The organism is Bacillus sp. LLTC93, assembly GCF_002993125.1.
GTDB lineage: Bacteria > Bacillota > Bacilli > Bacillales > Bacillaceae > Bacillus > Bacillus zhangzhouensis.
This window is the reverse complement of the sequence record NZ_PVME01000002.1, coordinates 485,345-498,924: the sequence shown is the minus strand read 5'-3', so window position 1 is coordinate 498,924 and position 13,580 is coordinate 485,345. Positions and strand designations below refer to the sequence as shown.

Annotated in this window: 15 protein-coding genes; 13 read left to right on the top strand and 2 right to left on the bottom strand. The window is 39.1% G+C overall.

The annotated features are described in order from the left end of the window. Positions 1 to 21: 21 nt before the first annotated feature. From tuaG to C6W18_RS07785, 3 genes are all read left to right on the top strand, one after another. Positions 22 to 777, top strand: coding sequence for a teichuronic acid biosynthesis protein TuaG (tuaG, locus tag C6W18_RS07795; RefSeq protein WP_034318576.1), 756 nt, complete (start codon positions 22 to 24; stop codon positions 775 to 777). A gap of 19 nt (positions 778 to 796) precedes the next feature. Then, the gene (gene tuaH, locus C6W18_RS07790) at positions 797 to 1,993 is read left to right on the top strand and encodes a teichuronic acid biosynthesis protein TuaH (RefSeq protein WP_223251674.1); all 1,197 of its coding nucleotides are present in this window, start codon (positions 797 to 799) and stop codon (positions 1,991 to 1,993) included. Positions 1,994 to 2,127: 134 nt separating this feature from the next. Then, complete coding sequence (locus C6W18_RS07785; protein ID WP_105927068.1) at positions 2,128 to 3,195, top strand: glycosyltransferase family 4 protein; 1,068 nt, start codon at positions 2,128 to 2,130, stop codon at positions 3,193 to 3,195. A gap of 35 nt (positions 3,196 to 3,230) precedes the next feature. On the opposite strand, the gene C6W18_RS07780 is transcribed toward C6W18_RS07785, so the two are convergent. Both C6W18_RS07780 and C6W18_RS07775 read right to left on the bottom strand, forming a co-directional pair. Further along, positions 3,231 to 4,322 (bottom strand): LCP family protein, encoded by a 1,092-nt coding sequence (locus C6W18_RS07780; protein ID WP_105927066.1) that lies wholly within the window; start codon positions 4,320 to 4,322, stop codon positions 3,231 to 3,233. Then, positions 4,307 to 4,975 carry a YigZ family protein gene (locus tag C6W18_RS07775; protein ID WP_105927063.1) on the bottom strand — a complete coding sequence of 223 codons (669 nt, stop codon included), beginning with the start codon at positions 4,973 to 4,975 and terminating at the stop codon, positions 4,307 to 4,309. The genes C6W18_RS07780 and C6W18_RS07775 overlap by 16 nt, the downstream gene beginning before the upstream one ends. A gap of 221 nt (positions 4,976 to 5,196) precedes the next feature. On the opposite strand from C6W18_RS07775, the gene degS reads away from it, so the two are divergent. The 10 genes from degS to flgK all read left to right on the top strand — a co-directional run bounded on the left by degS (position 5,197) and on the right by flgK (position 13,578). Then, on the top strand, positions 5,197 to 6,372 hold the full coding sequence (degS, locus tag C6W18_RS07770; protein ID WP_024719243.1) for a two-component sensor histidine kinase DegS: 1,176 nt from the start codon (positions 5,197 to 5,199) through the stop codon (positions 6,370 to 6,372). A 64-nt stretch (positions 6,373 to 6,436) separates the two neighbouring features. Next, on the top strand, positions 6,437 to 7,126 hold the full coding sequence (gene degU / locus C6W18_RS07765; RefSeq protein ID WP_008348273.1) for a two-component system response regulator DegU: 690 nt from the start codon (positions 6,437 to 6,439) through the stop codon (positions 7,124 to 7,126). A 213-nt stretch (positions 7,127 to 7,339) separates the two neighbouring features. Further along, the gene (locus C6W18_RS07760) at positions 7,340 to 8,182 is read left to right on the top strand and encodes a DegV family protein (RefSeq protein WP_105927061.1); all 843 of its coding nucleotides are present in this window, start codon (positions 7,340 to 7,342) and stop codon (positions 8,180 to 8,182) included. A 120-nt stretch (positions 8,183 to 8,302) separates the two neighbouring features. Then, entirely contained in the window at positions 8,303 to 9,682 is a 1,380-nt protein-coding gene (locus C6W18_RS07755; RefSeq protein WP_142392789.1) for an ATP-dependent helicase ComFA, read from the top strand. Between the two features lie 64 nt (positions 9,683 to 9,746). After that, positions 9,747 to 10,040, top strand: coding sequence for a late competence protein ComFB (gene comFB, locus C6W18_RS07750; protein WP_099726391.1), 294 nt, complete (start codon positions 9,747 to 9,749; stop codon positions 10,038 to 10,040). Next, a complete protein-coding gene (locus C6W18_RS20620; RefSeq protein WP_189318059.1) occupies positions 10,037 to 10,723 on the top strand; it encodes a ComFC family protein in 687 nt (228 codons plus the stop codon). Before comFB ends, C6W18_RS20620 begins: the two co-directional genes overlap by 4 nt. A 56-nt stretch (positions 10,724 to 10,779) precedes the next feature. Next, positions 10,780 to 11,199, top strand: a complete 420-nt coding sequence (locus tag C6W18_RS07740; protein ID WP_105927059.1) for a TIGR03826 family flagellar region protein — start codon at positions 10,780 to 10,782, stop codon at positions 11,197 to 11,199. 79 nt (positions 11,200 to 11,278) lie between these two features. Then, complete coding sequence (gene flgM / locus C6W18_RS07735) at positions 11,279 to 11,542, top strand: flagellar biosynthesis anti-sigma factor FlgM (protein WP_034318592.1); 264 nt, start codon at positions 11,279 to 11,281, stop codon at positions 11,540 to 11,542. Positions 11,543 to 11,559: 17 nt separating this feature from the next. Then, positions 11,560 to 12,042 (top strand): flagellar protein FlgN, encoded by a 483-nt coding sequence (locus C6W18_RS07730; RefSeq protein ID WP_105927057.1) that lies wholly within the window; start codon positions 11,560 to 11,562, stop codon positions 12,040 to 12,042. Positions 12,043 to 12,057: 15 nt separating this feature from the next. Beyond that, on the top strand, positions 12,058 to 13,578 hold the full coding sequence (flgK, locus tag C6W18_RS07725) for a flagellar hook-associated protein FlgK (protein ID WP_105927055.1): 1,521 nt from the start codon (positions 12,058 to 12,060) through the stop codon (positions 13,576 to 13,578). The last annotated feature ends 2 nt before the right edge of the window (positions 13,579 to 13,580 follow it).

Below are 13,580 nucleotides of genomic sequence, written 5' to 3'. Positions count from 1 at the left end.
TGAACTGGAGATGAGTCTTAGGTGAACAATCAACCGTTAGTATCAATCATTACACCGGCGTATAATGCGGAACGTTATTTAACGGATACAGTTCATTCCGTCCTTGCCCAAACCTATTCCAATTGGGAGCTGATCATTGCAGATGATTGTTCAACAGATGGAACAAGGAAGCGATTAGGGGAGTTAAGTCAGGCGGACGACAGAATCAACGTCATTTATTTAGAGAAAAACGGGGGAGCCGCCATTGCGAGAAACACGGCCATCAAACAGGCAAAGGGGCGTTTTATCGCTTTTTTAGACAGCGATGATAAGTGGAAAGAGACAAAGCTCGAAAAGCAGGTAGACTTTATGCTGGCGAATGATTACGCCTTTACATTCACGGCGTATGACATCATTGCAGAAAATGGAGAACCGTTACAAAAAACAGTCACTGCACCAGCTAGGTTGAACTACAATGAAGCCTTGAAAAATACCATTATCGGCTGTTTGACGGTCATGATCGATCTTCAGCAGGTGGGACATGTAGAAATGCCGAACATCCGTACAAGACAGGATTTAGCCACGTGGCTGTCTATTTTAAAAAGAGGATTTACAGCCTATGGCATGAGTGAACCGCTCAGTGAATATCGCATCGTTGGAAACTCTATCTCGAGTAACAAGTGGAAAGCGGCGAAAAAAACGTGGTTTGTCTACAGAGAAATTGAGCAGCTTCATTTTGTCAAAGCGTCTTGGTGTTTTATGCACTATGCGACAAATGCTGTGAAGAAGCGCTTATAAACAGAAGGGAAAAAAGGTGATAAAGGTGAAAGCAGACTCGATCATACATGTTATCGTAGCGACGGGAGAATGGGGACATGATGGCCTGAGGTACAGACGGCATCGCTTGGCGGAATTTCTAGCATCTGATCCAGAAACGAAAGAAGTCATCTGGGTATGCCCGTCTGCAACACGCCATACAGCTCCCTTTCAGCCCATAACGGATCGAATGAAGCAGTTGACCATTCCTGATGTACTCAAGAGCAAATTTTTTCGCTTTGGAAGATATCAAGATATGTTCTATATTCATAAATTGTCCCCTCTTCTTGAACATTTGCGGCAGGAGGAAAAGAAGGGGATAGCCGTTTGCTTATGGTATACGTTTCCTGGCTTTCCGCTCTTATCTTCTTTATTTGAATGGAAACATATTGTGTATGATTGCAGTGACCTGTGGGGGGAGCCGATAAGCGGAAAAAACAACATACTCTCATATATGAGGCAGCGTGTCATTGTAAAAGCAGAAAACCGAATCATTAAATACGCACACAGCATTACATGCTCTTCTCAATACTTACATGATCAAATCAAAAAACGTCTCATGGGCGAACCGAAAGATGTGTTCACAGTGGAAAATGGCGTTGAGTACGATGTGTTTGCAAAAAGCAATCTTTCCTGTAAGGAGGATGTGCTGGAAGGAAGAGAAGGAACCGTTCTTGGCTTTATTGGAGGAATCAAGCCGAAGCTCGATTTTGACATGATTGCGCAAGCTGCTCACATGCAGCCAGATTGGACATTTTTATTTGTCGGTCCTGATGGAACAAATGGAGATCCATCTTTTCAGCATGCACTTAAACTGCCAAATGTCATTTGGACAGGGGCTGTTGCACCAGAAGAAGTGCCTGCTTATATGAAACTAATTGATGTAGGGATGATGCCATACAAACAGTCTCCTTATAATCAAGCCGTTTTCCCGCTCAAACTATATGAATTTTTAGCTGCAGGAATACCTGTTGTTGGTTTAAATCTTCCGTCAACGGAAAGACTAAAAGAGAATGATGTGTATGAATATTTAGAGGGCGAAGATGCTGCGCTCTTCGTAGAAGCCTGCCTGAAAGTGATCAGCAAAAAAGATGACATGACCTATAGACATCTAAGACAAAGTCGGGCGAAGAAAAAAGATTGGCACGCGCTGTTCACAAACATGGTGGAATTAACGAATATTAAAGAAAACGCATAATTCATTCGGGATTGTGCGTTTTTATTTGTTTCTTCTTCACAGGGGGAGCTTGTGATCATCCTATATTCAATTGTATAATGGAAAGAGCGGCCAATATACAAAATACAGATTTCAATTTAGAAGGAGACTGACCTATGGATTACGAACGCGCCTTATTAGCGTTTTTTGTCTCTCTGGCTACAGTTTTAATTGTGACACCAATCGTCAAAAAGTTTGCAATTAAGATTGGTGCAGTGGACCAGCCGAATAAACGAAAAGTTCATGATAAAGTAATGCCTCGAATGGGTGGTTTGGCGATTTTTATTGGGGTAGCGGCTGGAGCATTAGCAGGTGGGCTGTTTCTACATAATAAAATTACAGCAATTTCAGTTGGTGCCGTACTCATTGTCATTTTAGGTATATTTGATGATAAATATAATTTAAGTGCAAAATTTAAATTTCTCGTGCAAGTTCTCGTTGCTTGTTTGATTGTGAGCACGGGCCTTAAAATGGACTTTTTCTCTGTTCCTTTTTTAATAGATCGTATTGAATTAGGCTGGATGGCATATCCCCTAACCGTGTTATGGATTGTCGGAATCACAAATGCCATCAATTTAATTGACGGCCTTGATGGACTCGCTGCTGGTATTTCGGTCATCGGTTTATCAACAATTGCAGTGATGGCATTTTCTGCTGATAAGATTCTCATTCTTTCTTTATCACTTGTCGTCATTGGCAGTACAATCGGCTTTCTATTTTACAACTTCCATCCGGCAAAGATTTTTATGGGTGATACCGGCTCGTTGTTTTTAGGTTATATGATTTCGGTGCTGTCACTTTTAGGGTTATACAAAAGTGTCACTTTGTTTAGTGTCGTTGTCCCGGTGATCATCTTAGGTGTCCCTATTTTTGATACGACCTTTGCGATCATTAGACGAATATTAAATAAACAGCCAATTTCAGCGCCTGACAAATCGCATATTCATCATAGACTGATGGCTTATGGTTTATCCCATCGAATGGCTGTCATCGTCATTTACATGATTGGTTTAGTCTTTAGCTTAAGTGCAATATTGCTGACAAGTGCAACCATTTGGTTATCACTGATCATTATTTTTTTATTGGTCATGTTTATGCAAGTCATTGCGGAAGTCACTGGTTTAGTGAACGAAGAGTTCAAACCATTTACGAAATTCTATAAACGCATGGTCAAAAGAAATTAAAAAACAGCCCGTTCTTAGGAATCGGGCTGTTTTTTTTATTGTCTTGATGAATTTGTTTGAGGGGTATCTGACGTCCCTGTACCTGTTTCACCAGAGGATGGATTGGTTTGTGAATCTGTTTCGGTTGAAGGCTCAGAAGGAAGCTTTAAATGCGTCCTTAATTCATTCTGTACATTAGCTAAATTGGTTTGATCTGGCTCAAAGTAATACGTGCGATTTGGTCCTAGATAAAGGTCTGATCCTTTAATAGACAGCGTTTCTGTGTCGTCGCCCTTAAAGCCGCTGTAGATTTGCTGAAGAGCAAGTCCTTCTGTGATACGGAAATTGGTCGTAATGTGATCACTTACTTCTTTTGCGATATTATCCACGTTTGCAATATTATTTGGCTTCGCCATTTGATCAATCATGGCTCGTAAAATTTGTTTCTGACGATCGTTACGCCCGAAATCACCACGTGGATCTTGTTTTCTCATCCGAGCATAAGCAAGTGCTTCTTCCCCGTTTAAATGCATATTCCCTTTTTTGAAGTAAATCTTTTTGGATTTTTTGACGTCACTTTTTTCATTGAAGTCAAAAGGAACATCTATATCAATTCCACCCACTTCATCAATGACATCTTTGAAGCCGTCAAAATCCACTGTTGCATATTTGTCGATCGGAATATTCAAGAATTGTTCGACAGTTTCAATCGTTTCGTCTTTTCCGCCTTTAGCAAATGCCGCATTAATCTTCTCTTTACTTTCGGTCGTGTCACTTGCAAGCTGTACCCGTGTGTCACGAGGAATACTTATCATTTTCATCGTTTTATCTTGAGGATTAATGGTTGCAACAATGAGTGAATCTGAACGGCCATGATCACCATTCGTAGCATAATCCTCAATTCCGACAAATAGAACGGAGAAAGGTTTCTTCTTAATATCAATGACAGCATCACGGAGCCTAGATTTCTCTCCGCGATCTAGTTCATCATATGTTTTGTCAGCTGCCTGAAGTGTATTCACAATTTTATACACTGCAAATCCGCCCATGCAGATGAAGAGAAGCAAAAATAAGACCAGAATACGTTTGATAATCTTTTTCTTCTTACTCTTTTTCTTTCGTACACGCACTTTTACTCGTTGTGCCATTCATCTGTCTCCTTTATCGGACCAATGTCCTTTTCTAAATAAATAAGTTCGCCTTCTTTTGTAACACTCTTTCCATTTGTAAGCTCCGTCATCCATTCAATGAACTGCTTTGTTTGTGTTTCTTCTACATACGTCTCAAAAATAACATCTTCGGCATAATGGATTTCTTTTAGCTGAAAAGATGAGGCTCTAAGCTCATTCTCTACCTTTCCAAGCCATGTATAATCTATTGTTGTGTGCATCGTACGCATTAAACAGCGTTCTACTATACCAACATGATTAATTGCTTCTGATACAGATTTTCCGTAGGCACGAATCAATCCACCGGCACCTAATTTGATACCGCCGAAATAACGAGTGACCACAACGACTGTATCTTTAAGCTTCCGTTTTTTTAGCACTTCAAGCATTGGCACTCCTGCCGTTCCGCTTGGTTCACCATCATCATTTGCTTTTTGAATCATGTCATGTTCACCAATGAGATATGCTGAACAATTATGTGTGGCATTCCAATGTTGTTTTTTAATGGCTTGTATAAATGCTTGTGCTTCTTCTTCAGAGACAGCACGCTGTATATGACAAATAAAACGTGATTTTTCAATGACGATCTCATGCTCGCCACGACTTTTTATTGTAAGATAGCGATTCAGCAAAAGACATACCCTCCTGACAAGCAAATTGTAAGGCTAGAGAAAATTTGCATTGGTTTTAGAATTTTACAGCGTATTTTGTTATGATGATAGGGGCGGAAAAAGGGTCGTCACAAAAACTTCAAGATTTATACGCATTCTTTCATTATAATTCGACATAAAATGCAGATCAATGACATTTATAATAAAAAAAGATGACATCACTGTTACGGGAGGGAAAAGCCATGACAACACCCAAAATGGATCCGAAATTATTGGATTCAATCATCATGAAAATGCTAAGTACAGTTGATGGCAGCAAGGACGAAGTATTTAGGATAGGCGAACAGTCTCGTCAACAATATGAGAGCCTAGTTGAAGAGCTTAAGCAAATCAAGCAGCAAGTAAACGAGGTAATTGATTTCGGGGATAAACTAGAAGTCCATACGAGACATGCTAGAAATCGCTTATCTGAGGTCAGCAGAAACTTCAATAAATTCAGCGAAGAAGAAATACGAGAGGCCTACGAAAAAGCACATAATCTACAAGTAGAACTCACCATGATCCAGCAGCGTGAGAAGCAGTTGAGAGAGAGAAGAGACGATCTGGAAAGACGATTATTAAGCTTACAGGACGTCATTGAACGCTCTGAAACGCTTGTGAGTCAAATTACGGTTGTTCTGAACTATCTCAACCAGGATTTACGCCAAGTGGGCGTTTTACTCGAAGATGCTCAGGCAAAACAAGATTTTGGACTAAGAATTATTGAAGCTCAAGAAGAAGAACGCAAAAGGGTATCCCGGGAAATTCACGATGGTCCCGCTCAGATGCTGGCAAACGTGATGATGCGTTCTGAATTAATTGAACGGATTTTTAGAGACCGAGGTACAGAAGAAGGCTTTAAAGAAATTAGAAGTCTCAGACAGAATGTGCGAAATGCACTATACGAAGTGAGAAGAATCATTTATGATTTAAGACCGATGGCATTAGATGATTTGGGTCTCATTCCGACGCTAAGAAAATACTTAAACACAATTGAAGAGTATGATGGGAAAACCAAGATTACGTTCCAATGCCTAGGTGATACAGAAAACGAAAGAATTGCTTCTCAATTTGAAGTGGCACTATTTAGACTAGCCCAAGAAGCTGTCACAAATTCCTTAAAACATTCTGAAGCTGAAGAAATCTCTGTAAAGGTAGAAGTAACGAAAGACTTTGTGACATTAATTATCAAAGACGATGGAAAAGGCTTTGATATGAAAGATGTTAAAACAAACAAAAACAAATCCTTCGGTTTACTTGGCATGAAAGAGCGCGTAGACTTACTAGAAGGTAAAATGACCATAGACTCAAAAATAGGTCTAGGGACATTCATCATGATTCGAGTGCCGTTAACATTGCAAAATAAAATTGTAAAATAGAGTCAAAAGACATATTGACCATAAAGTTCAGGTGTAGAACAATAAACATGGGGAGGCGTAGCTTGTGACTAAAGTAAATATTGTAATTATTGATGACCACCAATTATTCCGTGAAGGTGTCAAACGGATTTTAGATTTTGAACCTACTTTTGAAGTAGTTGCAGAAGGAGACGACGGTGACGAAGCTGCACGTATCGTAGAGCACTATCATCCGGATGTTGTCATTATGGACATTAATATGCCGAATGTAAATGGTGTAGAGGCTACAAAGCAGCTAGTAGAGCTTTATCCCGAATCAAAAGTCATTATTCTATCTATTCATGACGATGAAAACTATGTGACACATGCATTGAAAACAGGAGCGAGAGGTTACCTGTTAAAAGAAATGGATGCAGACACTCTCATTGAAGCAGTGAAAGTAGTAGCGGACGGAGGATCTTATTTACATCCGAAAGTCACTCATAACTTAGTAAATGAATTCCGACGTCTAGCAACTAGTGGCGTTTCAGCACATCCACAGCATGAGGTATATCCTGAAATTCGCAGACCACTTCATATCTTAACAAGACGTGAATGTGAAGTTCTTCAAATGTTAGCTGACGGAAAGAGCAACAGAGGAATTGGTGAATCGCTCTTTATTAGTGAGAAAACAGTCAAAAACCACGTAAGTAACATTTTGCAAAAAATGAATGTAAACGACCGTACACAAGCTGTTGTTGTAGCAATTAAAAACGGCTGGGTAGAAATGAGATAATGTTCCGGACAAGTACTCCTTTTTCGCCTGTTTTTGTTCTCTCACATTTTCAGTTTGAGAGAAATGATAGGCAGGATAAGGAGGCTTTTTCGGATATAACGGGCTTGCCTATTGATTAGGCAGGCTTTTTTGATTACTATTATAAATCTAATGAAAAACAAAGATCATTCTTTTAGAATAAAAAAGAGTAACGAATAAGGAAGGTATTTAAGAATGAAAATAGCCGTTGTAACAGACAGTACTGCTTATATACCACAAGAGCTACGTGATAAACATCAAATTCATATGATTCCCCTTAACGTCATCTTTGGCAGCGAATCGTACCGTGAAGAATTAGAGATGGATTGGAAGACGTATTATGAAGAAGTCAAAAAATATAAAGATCTTCCAACAACCTCTCAGCCTGCTTTTGGTGAACTAGTAGAATTATATGAAAAGCTAAGTGAAACATACGATGCTGTGATTAGTATTCACCTTTCAAGTGGAATTAGTGGAACATATAATAGTGCAGCCTCAGCGAACGATCTAGTTGACGGAATTGACATTTACCCGTTTGATTCAGAAACTAGCTGTATGGTGCAGGGGTTTTATGCATTAGAGGCTGTTGAAAAAATCCAAGATGGTGCTTCTCCAGAAGAGATTTTAGCACATCTAAATTATCTGAAAGAAAGCGAACGAGCCTATTTTATGGTGGACGACTTAACTCATTTGCAAAGAGGGGGCAGATTAAACGGTGCCCAGGCTTTTATTGGAAGCCTCTTAAAGGTAAAGCCTATCCTTCATTTTGACAACAAGCTAATTGTCCCTTTTGAAAAGATTCGTACACGTAAAAAAGCCATTTCACGCATTTTTGAATTATTCGATGAAGATGCATCACGTGGTGTACCGATGAGAGCTGCAATCATTCATGGAAATAGAGAAGAAGAAGCAGAAGAATTGATTGCACATTTATCAGAAAAGTACCCTCATGTCGAATTTTATAAAAGCTACTTTGGTGCTGTGATTGGTACTCATCTAGGCGAAGGATCATTAGGTCTTGGCTGGATGATTAGATAGATCTCAAAAACCCCCTTTTCTCATGGAAAAGGGGGTTTATTTTTCAATTTTGACAGTTGGACGAAAGGTCTTGTCTTTGTACATAATAGGCAAACATCAGTTGAGAGGTGTTTGGAGAAATTGAACATGGACAAAGCGATGGAACTAAGGCGACAAATGCAATCACGTCACCTACTTACCATTGAAACCCGATGCACGAAGCTTGATTTGGATTGGCTGGAGGAGAAAGGACTCGTAAATAGAACTTCTGCCATTGAGAGGAGAGCGAGCGGTTTTACATGCTACCGATGTGGTGTATCAAACAAGCGGTACTTTGCTCTCTCGCCGTGTGAAATATGCCAAAAAGAATGTGTGTACTGTAGATCATGCATCATGATGGGAAAAGTAACTGAGTGTGGCTCTCTATACGAATGGACGGGTCCACAAATGAAAGAAACATTTCAATCTGAATTAACCTGGCAGGGAGAGCTGTCTAAAGGGCAAAAGAGAGCGTCAGAAAAAATGATAGAAGCGATAAAAAACAAATCTGATCTACTAGTTTGGGCTGTTTGCGGGGCAGGGAAAACGGAGGTGCTTTTTCACGGAATTGAATACGCGTTAAATAAAGGAATGAGTGTCTGTATTGCGACGCCTAGAACAGATGTTGTGCTTGAACTCGAGCCGCGAATTAGAAAGGTATTTCAAGGGCTGAATATAGCTGTGCTTTACGGTGGGAGCCCTCAAAGATTCCAAATAGCGCCGCTTATGATCGCCACAACCCATCAGCTCATGAGATACAAAAATGCTTTTGATGTTCTCATTGTAGATGAGGTCGATGCCTTTCCTTATTCAATCGATGAACGTCTTCAATTTGCTGTTTTAAAGGCCATGAGAAAAAAAGGGGTTAGGATTTACTTAAGTGCCACACCTTCTAAAAAAATGAAAAGAGATGTTTCTCGTGGGCAACTAGAAGCGATAAAAATCCCTCTGCGTTTCCACGGGCAACCTTTACCCGTTCCGTCATTTCAATGGATTGGACATTGGAAAAAGAAATTAAACAAGAATGAGCTGCCATCTACTGTAATGAACTGGCTAGAGAAACATATTAAAAGAAAGAGAAGGGTTTTGCTTTTTGTTCCTTCTATCTCCACGATGAAGAAGGTAACGAAGATTCTTCGAGAGCATCATGTAAATGTAGAGGGTGTATCTGCTGATGATCAAGATAGGAAACAAAAGGTCCAACACTTCAGAGATTACGCATACGATGTACTGGTTACTACTACTATTCTCGAAAGAGGCGTAACCATTCAAAATGTTCAGGTAGGTGTACTAGGTGCTGAATCTACTATTTTTACAGAAAGTGCACTTGTTCAAATTTCTGGAAGGGTGGGTAGGCATCCTAAATATTCTAAAGGAGATGTTTTCTTTTTTCATTTTGGTTTAACGAGAAGGATGAAACAAGCGAAGAAGCATATCGTAAACATGAATGATACAGCTGCACAGGAGTTTTCTGAAAAATAGTGTGGGTTTAACTAAATCATGGTACATTATATTCACAATACACAAATGGCAGGAGAGACAAAATATGCTACTAAATGCAAAAGAAATACTACTCAAGGAAATCCTCTACCAATATCTCAATCAATTAAACATGATTTGTCATTGTGAAAAGTGTATAGAAGATGTATTAGCGATTTCACTAAATCAAGTGAAGCCGCAATATATAACAGATATCGATAAAATATCCTACAGTAAATCCGAGATGGTGGATAAACAGAAGAATACTGCTATGCTGGTCATTCTGACAGAAGCTGCTTCAAAGGTCACAACATTTCCGAGATGCGAAAATCGTCAACCGCTTAATAAGGAAAATAGTTGATTTGCCCAATTTGTGAGGGGCATTTTGTGGCTGCTTTTACATGGAAATCATTGCTTCTATCAAATGATGATATCTTATGTATAGCATGTAAGGATCACCTAGTGAAGATTCATAACACTATTTGTCCAAAATGTGGAAGAGGACAGTCAAATAACCAATTGTGTCGGGACTGTTCCCGATGGAATGAACGGCCCGATTTTTCTGACGTTCTTGTGAAAAATAGGTCTGTCTATGCTTACAACGACTTTATGAAAGGCGTTCTTGCTCGATTTAAATTTCGAGGTGATACTGCTTTAGCTGAGCTGTTTAAAAGAGATATACGAGCAGTGTTTAAGCGTTCTTTTTCTATTAAAGAACCTGTGCTGATTCCAATCCCTTTAAGTAAAGAAAGGTTAAAGGAAAGAGGATTTAATCAATCCGCCTTACTAGCTTCTTTGATTGGTATGCCTGTACTGCACCCACTCGTTAAAATTCATCAAAGTAAGCAGTCCAAGAAAAGTAAAAATGAACGTCTAGATCAAAAGGGATTGTTCCAATTAAAGCAGTCAGATGCAATCCTTCAAAAGGATATTGTATTAATTGATGATATCTATACCACTGGGGCGACCATCTATGATGCGGCAAAAATTTTAAAAGACGCAGGTGCCAAAAGTGTTTCCTCTTTTACGTTGATACGTAGTTAAAAATCATGATAATTAACCGATAATAAGAAAAGAAAATAACGTAAGGGGTTTTGGTTATGAATCAATTGGCAAACTGTCCACAATGTAATCAGTTATTTTTAAAAACCACCATCCAAACGGTTTGTAACAAATGCTTTGAAGAAGAAGAACGTTCTTTTGATATCGTTTATAAATTTTTGCGGAAGCAAAGTAACAGACAATCAACCATTGCTGAAATAGTAGATGCAACAGATGTTGATGAAGAATTAATTTTGAAATTTATCCGTTTGAAAAGGCTTCAAATTAGTCAATTTCCGAATATCAACTATCCTTGTGAAAGATGCGGCCAACCGATCAGGAAAAACAAGCTGTGCAGCCAATGTGAACAGGATATTCATTCGCAAATCAGCCAAATGAACCAGGAAGAGGAGCGTAAAAAGGAGATTGAATCTAGGAAAAAAGACACCTATTATGCCATTAATCCTAAAAACGACTGATTCCCTAAACTAAGTTGCAGTTTGGTCGATAAAATGGATAGAATCAAGACAGACTGTAACGGAAAGCGAGAGGAATCCCGTGAAAATTAATCGATATGGAACACAACCAGTAAATCCTTACAAGAAAACATATGAGAAACAAACGTTGCAATCGAATCAAGCAAAATCAACTGATAAAGTCGAAATTTCTAAAAAGGCAATCGAAATGCAAAAGGTGCCGAATTTAATGAAAGAACGTCAAGATAAAATAGACCAACTTAAAAAAAGCATTGAAGCCGGAACATATCAGGTAGATACAAAAGGTATTGCAGATAAAATGCTGAATTTTTATAAACAACAATAACAAAAGGAGTAGCGTGAATGTCAGTTAAAATAATTATTGAAGAGCTGCATCGTCTCTATAGATTACATGAACAGCTTCTAAAGCTGTCTAAGGATAAAACAGAAATGCTGAAAAGCAATGAGATCGATGCTCTTTCAGAGGTTCTGAATTTAGAGCAAAAATATATTCAGGCCATTTCTCAATTAGAAGAAAAGCGTATTGAAGCTACAGTTCAATTTTTACAAAGTGATCAACCGCCGACAATCACCGCATGTATCGAAAAGGCTGAAGGTACGGATCAAGAAGAGCTCATTTCGTTATATGAGAAACTAAATGACATCATGGTGGAATTGAAAGATGTAAATGAACTAAACAAACAGCTCATTCAGCAGTCACTTCAATTTATTTCACTGACATTCGATCTCGTTAACCCTAATAAAGAACATATGAATTACGGACAAAATGGTCTTGAGAGTTCAAAGCCTAAACAGCATAGGGCTTTGTTTGATTCGAAGGCGTAAACAAGGAGGATACCAATGGGTTCTACATTCATGGGACTAGAAACGGCAAAAAGAGGAATCACAGCCCAACGTGCAGGGCTTTATGTCACATCAAACAACGTGTCCAATGCAAATACAGAAGGCTACTCAAGACAAAGAGTTACCTTTAAAGCAGATAATCCTTACCCAGTAATTTCTGTTTATGATGGCAAGACGTACGGCCAAATGGGGACAGGAGTACAAGTTGGGACCGTTGAAAGAATTCGAGACAGCTTTTTAGATCTACAATACAGAGATCATAACAACAATTTGTCTTACTATTCAGCGAAGTCTGATGCCCTTTCACAAATGGAGGGGGTTATGAATGATTTGACAGATGAAGGCTTAAACAGAGCCTTTGATAATCTTTGGAAATCATTACAGGTCCTATCAGAATCGAAAAATGCTGATACTGCATCTGCACGTACAGTAGTTAAAACAAGTGCACAGGCTTTAGTAGACCAATTCCGTCTGCTCAATTCTTCTTTAACAACGATACAAAAGAATTTAAAAACAGAACTTGATTCAACAGCAAAAAATGTGAACACTCTTTTATCTCAAATAGATGAAGTGAACAAACAGATTGCAACGGTTGAGCCAAATGGATATCTTCCAAATGATCTTTATGATACGCGTGATGCGCTGGTCGATCAGTTATCCTCACTTGTTGATATTAAGGTGAGCTACAACCCATCTGGCGGAAATGCACTCAAAATTGCTGAAGGAACCGTCAACATCGACATTATCGGTGCAAATGGACAATCTGCTGGGACGATTTTGAATGGCATTACCAACGAAAAGTCTGAACTGCAAATCTCCTATGATAATACGACTGGACTTGTCAACTCACTTCAATTTGGAACAACAACCATTGCAGCAGATCAATTACAGGTGAATGGTAAAGTAAAAGCACTTGTTGAGGCGTATGGCTACATGTCAAATGGTGCTGAAAAAGGAATGTACCCAGACATGCTTGCAGAGCTAGATGAAGTAGCACAAGTATTCATGGATACATTTAACGACGTGCATAAGCAAGGGTACACGTTAAATGGGGCAAGCGGACAAGACTTTTTTGACATCGAGAATAACAATGATCTGAATAAAGGCTTGGCAGCTCGTATCAAAGTGAGTGATGTGATTTTAGCATCAACAGATAATATTGCCGCATCTCTCAATAGTACGAAGGGTGACGGTTCGAATGCTACGCAATTAGCCAATATTCAAGACTTGAAGCTGGCAATTGGTGGAAATACGACGACGATTCAGGATTACTACCAAAATGTCATTGCTGAAATGGGGATACAAGGGAAAAAGAACATGACGCTGGAAAGCAGTTCAGCGGCTCTTGTCAACTCAGCCAATGAACGTAGAATGTCGACTAGCGCTGTCTCCATCGATGAAGAAATGACGAATATGATCCAATTTCAGCATGCGTATAATGCAGCGGCAAGAATGGTGACATTACAAGATGAAGTATTAGATAAAGTAATCAACGGCATGGGTGTCGTAGGAAGGTAGGG

Coding starts and splice junctions, on each gene's coding strand:
- flgK (WP_105927055.1), top strand. CDS start 12,058: ATGGGTTCTACATTCATGGGACTAGAAACGGCAAAAAGAGGAATCACA.
- degS (WP_024719243.1), top strand. CDS start 5,197: ATGACAACACCCAAAATGGATCCGAAATTATTGGATTCAATCATCATG.
- C6W18_RS07780 (WP_105927066.1), bottom strand. CDS start 4,322: ATGGCACAACGAGTAAAAGTGCGTGTACGAAAGAAAAAGAGTAAGAAG.
- C6W18_RS07730 (WP_105927057.1), top strand. CDS start 11,560: ATGTCAGTTAAAATAATTATTGAAGAGCTGCATCGTCTCTATAGATTA.
- C6W18_RS07740 (WP_105927059.1), top strand. CDS start 10,780: ATGAATCAATTGGCAAACTGTCCACAATGTAATCAGTTATTTTTAAAA.
- C6W18_RS07760 (WP_105927061.1), top strand. CDS start 7,340: ATGAAAATAGCCGTTGTAACAGACAGTACTGCTTATATACCACAAGAG.
- comFB (WP_099726391.1), top strand. CDS start 9,747: ATGCTACTAAATGCAAAAGAAATACTACTCAAGGAAATCCTCTACCAA.
- C6W18_RS07785 (WP_105927068.1), top strand. CDS start 2,128: ATGGATTACGAACGCGCCTTATTAGCGTTTTTTGTCTCTCTGGCTACA.